4 protein-coding genes are annotated in these 6,679 nt (G+C 68.2%); all 4 read left to right on the forward strand.

Features of this window, described 5'->3' with window-relative positions; genetic code table 11:
* The first annotated feature begins 38 nt into the window (after positions 1-38).
* The 4 genes from FHU36_RS43325 (at position 39) to FHU36_RS43340 (ending at position 6,075) form a co-directional block, all read left to right on the forward strand.
* A complete protein-coding gene (locus FHU36_RS43325) occupies positions 39-1,010 on the forward strand; it encodes an arginase family protein (protein ID WP_185089971.1) in 972 nt (323 codons plus the stop codon).
* 12 nt (positions 1,011-1,022) lie between these two features.
* A complete protein-coding gene (locus FHU36_RS43330) occupies positions 1,023-1,667 on the forward strand; it encodes an SDR family oxidoreductase (protein ID WP_185089972.1) in 645 nt (214 codons plus the stop codon).
* Between the two features lie 261 nt (positions 1,668-1,928).
* Entirely contained in the window at positions 1,929-4,409 is a 2,481-nt protein-coding gene (locus tag FHU36_RS43335) for an ATP-dependent Clp protease ATP-binding subunit (RefSeq protein ID WP_185089973.1), read from the forward strand.
* Between the two features lie 214 nt (positions 4,410-4,623).
* Positions 4,624-6,075: an RHS repeat-associated core domain-containing protein gene (locus FHU36_RS43340; RefSeq protein WP_185089974.1), complete on the forward strand. Its 1,452-nt coding sequence runs from the start codon at positions 4,624-4,626 to the stop codon at positions 6,073-6,075.
* The last annotated feature ends 604 nt before the right edge of the window (positions 6,076-6,679 follow it).

Genomic DNA, 6,679 nt, shown 5'->3' on the forward strand with positions numbered 1-6,679 from the left:
CGGGCGTCATGATCGCGGCGGAGGGTAGGGAGCGGGGTATGACGAGAGTCGAGGTGGTGGGGGCCGGGTTCAACTCCGCGGGACGCGGTGACGGCGTCGCCCGGGCGCCGCAGGCGTTGCGCCGCGCCGGTCTGGTCGCCGCGGTGTCCGCCCGGCACGACGTCGAGGACGCCGGCGACGTCGCGTTCGGCGTGCCGGTGCCGGAGCGGGGCAGGTCGGGCCTGCTGGCCGAGGAGGCCCTGGCGTCCATGGTCGGCGGTGTCCGCCGGCGGGTGGCGGAGATCCTGGCCGGAGGGGGTTTCCCGCTGCTGGTCGGCGGCGACTGCCCGGTGCTGCTGGGCGCGCTGGCCGCCTGCCGGGACGTGCACGGCTCCGCCGGCCTGCTGTTCGTGGACGGCCACGAGGACGCCTGGCCGCCCGCAGTCTCGACCACCGGCGAGGCCGCCGACTGCGAACTGGGCCTGGCTCTCGGCGTCACGGCCACCGGCGTCCTGCCCACCGGCGTCCTACCCGGCGGGGTCCTGGCCGGCGGGGTCCTGGCCGAGCCGGGACCGCTGCTGCGGGCCGAGGCCACCGCGCTGCTGGGCCCGCGCGACGGCGCCGAGCTGCTCGCCCACGGGGTCGCCTCGCTGCGCGAATCCCTGTGGTTCGCCACCGATCGGGACCTCACCGGGCGCGTCGCGGAGAAGACGGCCGACGCCGTGGCGACTGTCGAGGGGGCCGCTGCGCGGTGGTGGCTGCACGTCGATCTCGACGTCCTGGCCACCGACCAGCTCGCCGCCGTGGACTACCCGCAGCCGGGCGGGCTGACCTGGGCGGAGCTCACCGAGATCACCGCCACCGCGCTGCGGCGGCCGGGCTGCGCCGGGTGGTCGCTCGCCATCTACAACCCCGACCTGGACGAGGACGGGCACGAAGCGGCCCGCATCGTCCGGTACGTCGAGGACGCGCTGTCCTGCCTCGGGCCTCGCCCGCAAGCACCGGCGGGGGAGGGAACCGGTCGCCCGTGACACCATGGCCTGATGAGGACCATCATCGCGGGCGGCCACGGCAAGATCGCGTTGCGGCTCGAACGGCTCCTCGGCGGCGACGCGACCGGCCTGGTGCGCAATCCCGCTCACGTGGCCGACGTCGAGGCGACCGGGGCGCGGGCGGTGCTGTGCGACCTCGAACGGGCGAGCGTCGCGGAGATCGCGGACATCCTGCGCGGTGCGGACGCGGTCGTGTTCGCGGCGGGAGCCGGGCCGGGGAGCGGCCCGGCGCGCAAGGACACCGTCGACCGCGGGGCCTCCGTGCTGCTGGCCGACGCGGCCGAGCGGGCAGGGGTGCGGCGGTTCGTGCAGATCTCCTCGATGGGGGCGGGACGGCCGCCGGAGCCGGGCGGCGACGAGGTGTGGGCCGCGTACATCACGGCCAAGACCGAGGCCGAGCACGACCTGACCCGCCGCTCGCTCGACTGGACGATCCTGCGTCCCGGCGCCCTGACCGATGACCCCGGCACCGGGCTGGTCCTGCTCGACCTGGAGGTGCCCCGCGGGCGGGTGCCACGCGACGACGTGGCCGCCGTCATCGCCGCGCTGCTGCGCCAACGGGCCGGGCTGGGGCAGGTGCTGGAGCTGGTCTCCGGCGGCACGCCGATCGACGAGGCGATCACCGCCCTGCCCTGAGCGGACGCCACTCCCGGGCCCCCCGGCCGACCGGCGCGCTCCATCCCGCCCCGCACCCGTCCTGCCTGCCGGGTCCTGCTCGCCCGGTCCTGACTGCCGGGACCGGGCCGCATGGACCGGGTCTGCCCCGGGAGCGCCGATCCCGACGTGCTGGGGCCTGTCCGGCCCGGGTGGTGAATTTGCCTTTCGACGGCCGGACGTTGGCTATGCCTTGCGGTATCCCCGGCAAAGGTCCCTGTTGCGTCGAAAGGGGATTCCGATATGTCGGATATGTCGTTCTTTGCGAGTGACCCGTTCAGGCGGTTCGACGAGCTCACCGGCCGGATGTTCGGTGACGCCTGGCCACCCGTACGCCCCAGCGTGCAGCGGGTGGACATCGGCAGGCTGCTCAGCGAGCCCGCCCGCGTGGTCCTCGCGAACGCCCTGGAGATCGCCGGCCGCCGGGGAGCGGCCGACCTCGACGTGATCGACCTGCTCGACGCGCTGACCGAGTACGACCAGACCCGGGCCACGCTCGAAGCCGCTGGCGTGGACGTGGGTGTGCTGCGTGACCGGATCGACGCCGCCGGCCGGGGCGGCGCCCAGCTCGGCGCGCCGCCCACCACGCTGTCACCGGCGGCCAAGCGGGCCCTGCTCGACGCCCAGCGGATCGCCCGCGCCTCGGGCTCGTCCTACATCGGCCCCGAGCACCTGCTGCTCGCGCTCGCCGCCAACCCCGGCTCCAGCGCCGCCCGGCTGCTGCAGGAGCAGGGGGCCGCGGCCGACCACCTGCAGCAGGCCATGGTCGCCGGCACGGGCCGGCGGCAGGAGCGGGCGCCGAGCTCCACGCCGTCGCTCGACCAGTTCGGCCGTGACCTGACCGAGGAGGCCAGGCAGGGCAAGCTCGATCCGGTCGTCGGCCGGGAGGACGAGATCGAGCAGGCCCTGGAGGTGCTGTCGCGCCGTACCAAGAACAACCCCGCGCTCATCGGCGAGCCCGGCGTCGGCAAGACCGCCATCGTCGAGGGCATCGCGCAGCGCATCGTGAACGGCACCGTGCCCGACACGCTCAAGGACCGGCGCGTCGTCGCGCTCGACCTGACCGGCATGGTGGCCGGGTCGAAGTACCGCGGCGAGTTCGAGGAGCGCGTGAAGAAGGTCATCGACGAGGTACGCGAGCACGCCGACGAGACCATCGTGTTCATCGACGAGATGCACACCCTCGTCGGCGCCGGCTCCGCCGAGGGCGGCATGGACGCCGCGAACATCCTCAAACCCGCCCTCGCCCGCGGCGAACTGCACGTCGTCGCCGCCACCACGATCGACGAGTACCGCAAGAACGTCGAGAAGGACGCCGCCCTCGAACGCCGCTTCCAGCCGATCCTCGTCTCCGAGCCCACCGTCGAGGAGACGATCGAGATCCTGCGCGGCCTGCGCGACGCCTACGAGGCCCACCACCAGGTGCGCATCACCGACGAGGCGCTGCACGCCGCCGCGACCCTGTCCGACCGCTACGTCGCCGACCGGTTCCTACCCGACAAGGCCATCGACCTGATGGACCAGGCGGCGGCCCGGGTGCGGTTGCGTTCCCGCACGCCCGGCACCGACATACGCGAGCTGGAGGAACGCCTGGAGTCGCTGCGCCGCGACAAGGACCAGGCGGTCTCCGCCGACGACTTCGACCGGGCCAAGGAGGTGACGGTGCAGATCGACAAGCTCCGGCCCGAACTGCAGCGTGCCCGGCAGGTCCGCGACGAGGTGCCGCAGGTGACGGTCGAGGACGTCGCCGAGATCGTCTCCCGCCGTACCGGCATCCCGGTACGCCAGCTCACCGCGCAGGAACGCGAACGGCTCATGCAGTTGGAGGAGCACCTGCACAAGCGGGTCATCGGCCAGGACGAGGCCGTCGTCGCCATCGCCGAGGCGGTCCGCCGCGCCCGCGCCGGGCTGTCGGACCCGAACCGGCCGATCGGCAGCTTCCTGTTCCTCGGGCCGACCGGCGTCGGCAAGACCGAACTGGCCCGCGCCCTGGCGGCGGCACTGTTCGGCGGCGAGGACCACATGACGCGCGTGGACATGAGCGAGTTCCAGGAGCGCCACACGGTGTCCCGGCTGATCGGCGCGCCTCCCGGCTACGTCGGCTACGAGGAGGCGGGGCAGCTCACCGAGGCCGTCCGGCGGCGTCCGCACGGGGTGTTGCTGCTGGACGAGATCGAGAAGGCCCACCCGGACGTGATGAACATCCTGCTCCAGATGCTCGACGACGGCCGCCTGACCGACGGCCATGGCCGCACGGTCGACTTCACCAACACCATCGTCATCATGACGAGCAACATCGGCGCCCAGATGATCCTCGAATCCGACGCCCCGGACCTGGAGGACCGGCTGATGGACCTCCTGCGGCACTCGCTGCGGCCGGAGCTGCTCAACCGCATCGACGAGACGATCGTCTTCAAGCGGCTGGAACGCGAACAGCTCCGCCAGATCGTCGAACTCCTGCTGGAGCGCACCCGGCAGCGGCTGCGCGGCCAGGGCATGGATCTGGAGGTGTCGCAGGCGGCCGTGGACTGGCTGGCGGAACGGGGTTACCAGCCGGAGTTCGGCGCCCGCCCGCTCCGGCGGACGATCCAGCGCGAACTGGACAACCGACTGTCCACGATGGTGCTGACCGGTGAGGTGAGCGAGGGCGGCCGGGTCACGGTGGGCATGGAGAACGGCGAACTCGTCCTCCGCGCCCACAACCCCGAACCGGTGGACGCCTGATCCACATCGCTCCCTGACTGGGTGCGACGCACCTAGTTGATCACCTTACGTGGTCTTTATGTGACGCGATTGGATCTTGTCCACATATACCCGCGAAGTTAGGCTCTACCCGTTTGCCAACATGCTCCGCGCTGCGCGAGTCAGGGACCTTGTTTCTGCTTCAAGTAGATGGAGCTTCGTCCGGCGCCTGCGGGCGTCCAGCGTGGTTCGGAGTGTGACGGCGTATGCGCCGGTCTTCGGCATGGGTCGCGACCCGTTCGGTGGCCTGCTCGGCCAGCAGGAAGGCACCAACCCCGCCCTCGCCACCCTGACCGACCTGCACGGCGACCTCGTCGCCACCTACACCAGCACCGCCCTGGCCACCAGCACCGCCCACGACCCCTTCGGCACGGTCACCGCCCAGACCGGAACCAAGACCAACCTCGGCTACCGGGGCGAATACACCGACCCGGACACCGGCAAGGTCAACATGCACGCCCGCTGGTACCAGCCCGGTACCGGCACCTTCACCAGTCGCGACACCGCCACCCTCACCCCCAATCCGTCCGTCCAGGCCAACCGCTACACCTACGCCAACGCCTCCCCCCTCACCGGCATCGACCCCACCGGCCACTACACCGTGATTTCAGGCGATGCCATCGGTGGGATCTGGGAGTCCGTCTACAACCCCAGCCGAGACCCCCAAGAAGTCGCCGAATCGTACGCCAAACTTGGAATCATCAGCGGAGGCGGCGGCGGAGCGTCGATGTGCACCTACGGCAAGGGTTGCAGCGCTACTGGCGACGGTGGCGGTATTGGGTATAGCGACGAAGTCAGCGCCTGTATCGCCTGCATCCAAGCGGGCCAGTCGTATTGGGGCGTCACCGTCATGACCGAAGAGGAGATGAAGAGATGGGGGCACTTGCCGAATGGGTGGCCCACACCTCCCGGCTTTTGGGAGCTGGACGAGGAAGCACGGCAGGACATTATCGACCTGGCATACGACGGAGCTTCACCCCAGATGCTGAATAGTCTATGGCGCGACATGAAGAAAGCTGTGGCGGTTGGCGGCAAGTCTGTTTCCCGTCAGGAAATACAGCGAGCAATGTCGCAGAATGCGAAGCTGGGATGGAATCTCCAGAAGTGTCACTCTCACCTCAACAACAAGGAATGTAGAAAGCTTATTGAAGAAGAGTGGGAAGATTGGCGCAAACTATTTTGCGGCAACAATAAGTATACGACGAGCTGTACGGCTACACCGGTCGCAAAGTTGGTCGCGAAGGCCACAGATATGCCTGTGAAGCTTTTCGAATTTCTTGGGACCCAGCCCCCATGGATTACTCTTGCAGAGTTTAATCATCGTGCAGTATCCTGGGCGCGAAAGCACGGGGCAACATGCAACCCTCAGGGTGTATTAGTTGTATGCACCGGCTTGAAGTCAGGAGTTCACTACGGACGCGAAGCCACAACAATCGGTAATGTGGTGCTCACGGGAGAAAGGCCTGGGCCTGCGTTCCTGAAGCACGAAGCGGAGCACGCGCGGCAATGGGATTGGTACTATCAGAGGACTGGGTTTTGGCCCACATTCCTTGTTTATTATTTGGACTCGTCGATAATCGACGCGTGTAAAAATTTGTACGAGCGGCAAGCGGAGGCTGTGTCGAAGACGTACGACTGCAAGAAGTGAGGAGTTTCATGGATGCGGTCAGGCGACGATGCTTGGGGCTGAGCTGCTCCGAACCCCGGTGCTGGCGGGCGTATTGATGGCCGCGACCATCTCGTGCAGTCTGGATGTCCCGCTCGGCGACCACTCGCCGCGCCCCATAGGTATTGGCCGCACAGAAAAAGGTGATCTAGCCTTTTTCATAGCTCTGTGTCCAGGGGAGAAGCTTTCGCTTCTTTCTGTTGTCGACGCTGACACCCAACGTCCCGTGTGGAAAGTGTCTCAGGCGAGAGAGGCGATGAGGGACGGCGGGTTATTGGTCTTGGGTGATGCGGCAGGATTTGCTCAAGTCGAAACGGGACTCGCGCTCCCGCTTCCGTCCGAACTCGCTGTCTCTGCTCAGACGGATGACGGGCTCTGGATCGAGAGCGTTCTTCCTCTTGCCAGCATTCCTATGAGTATGGCTGGCACGGGGCTGGTTACGGATGGCGAGAATGGTGCTATTACTCGAAGTGACTTCCGGGAGAAAATACACAGTAGATACTGCTGACTTGTGCAAATAGCAACCCGGGCTTTACGGCTTTCCTGTCGGTGACGCGTACAGGGCCGAAGCGTTCTCATGTCGTGA

The sequence above is a fragment of the Nonomuraea muscovyensis genome (assembly GCF_014207745.1).
Taxonomy (GTDB): domain Bacteria; phylum Actinomycetota; class Actinomycetes; order Streptosporangiales; family Streptosporangiaceae; genus Nonomuraea; species Nonomuraea muscovyensis.

Excerpts from the sequence above, each read along its gene's own strand:
- FHU36_RS43325 (WP_185089971.1), top strand. The coding sequence starts at position 39 with ATGACGAGAGTCGAGGTGGTGGGGGCCGGGTTCAACTCCGCGGGACGC.
- FHU36_RS43330 (WP_185089972.1), top strand. The coding sequence starts at position 1,023 with ATGAGGACCATCATCGCGGGCGGCCACGGCAAGATCGCGTTGCGGCTC.
- FHU36_RS43335 (WP_185089973.1), top strand. The coding sequence starts at position 1,929 with ATGTCGGATATGTCGTTCTTTGCGAGTGACCCGTTCAGGCGGTTCGAC.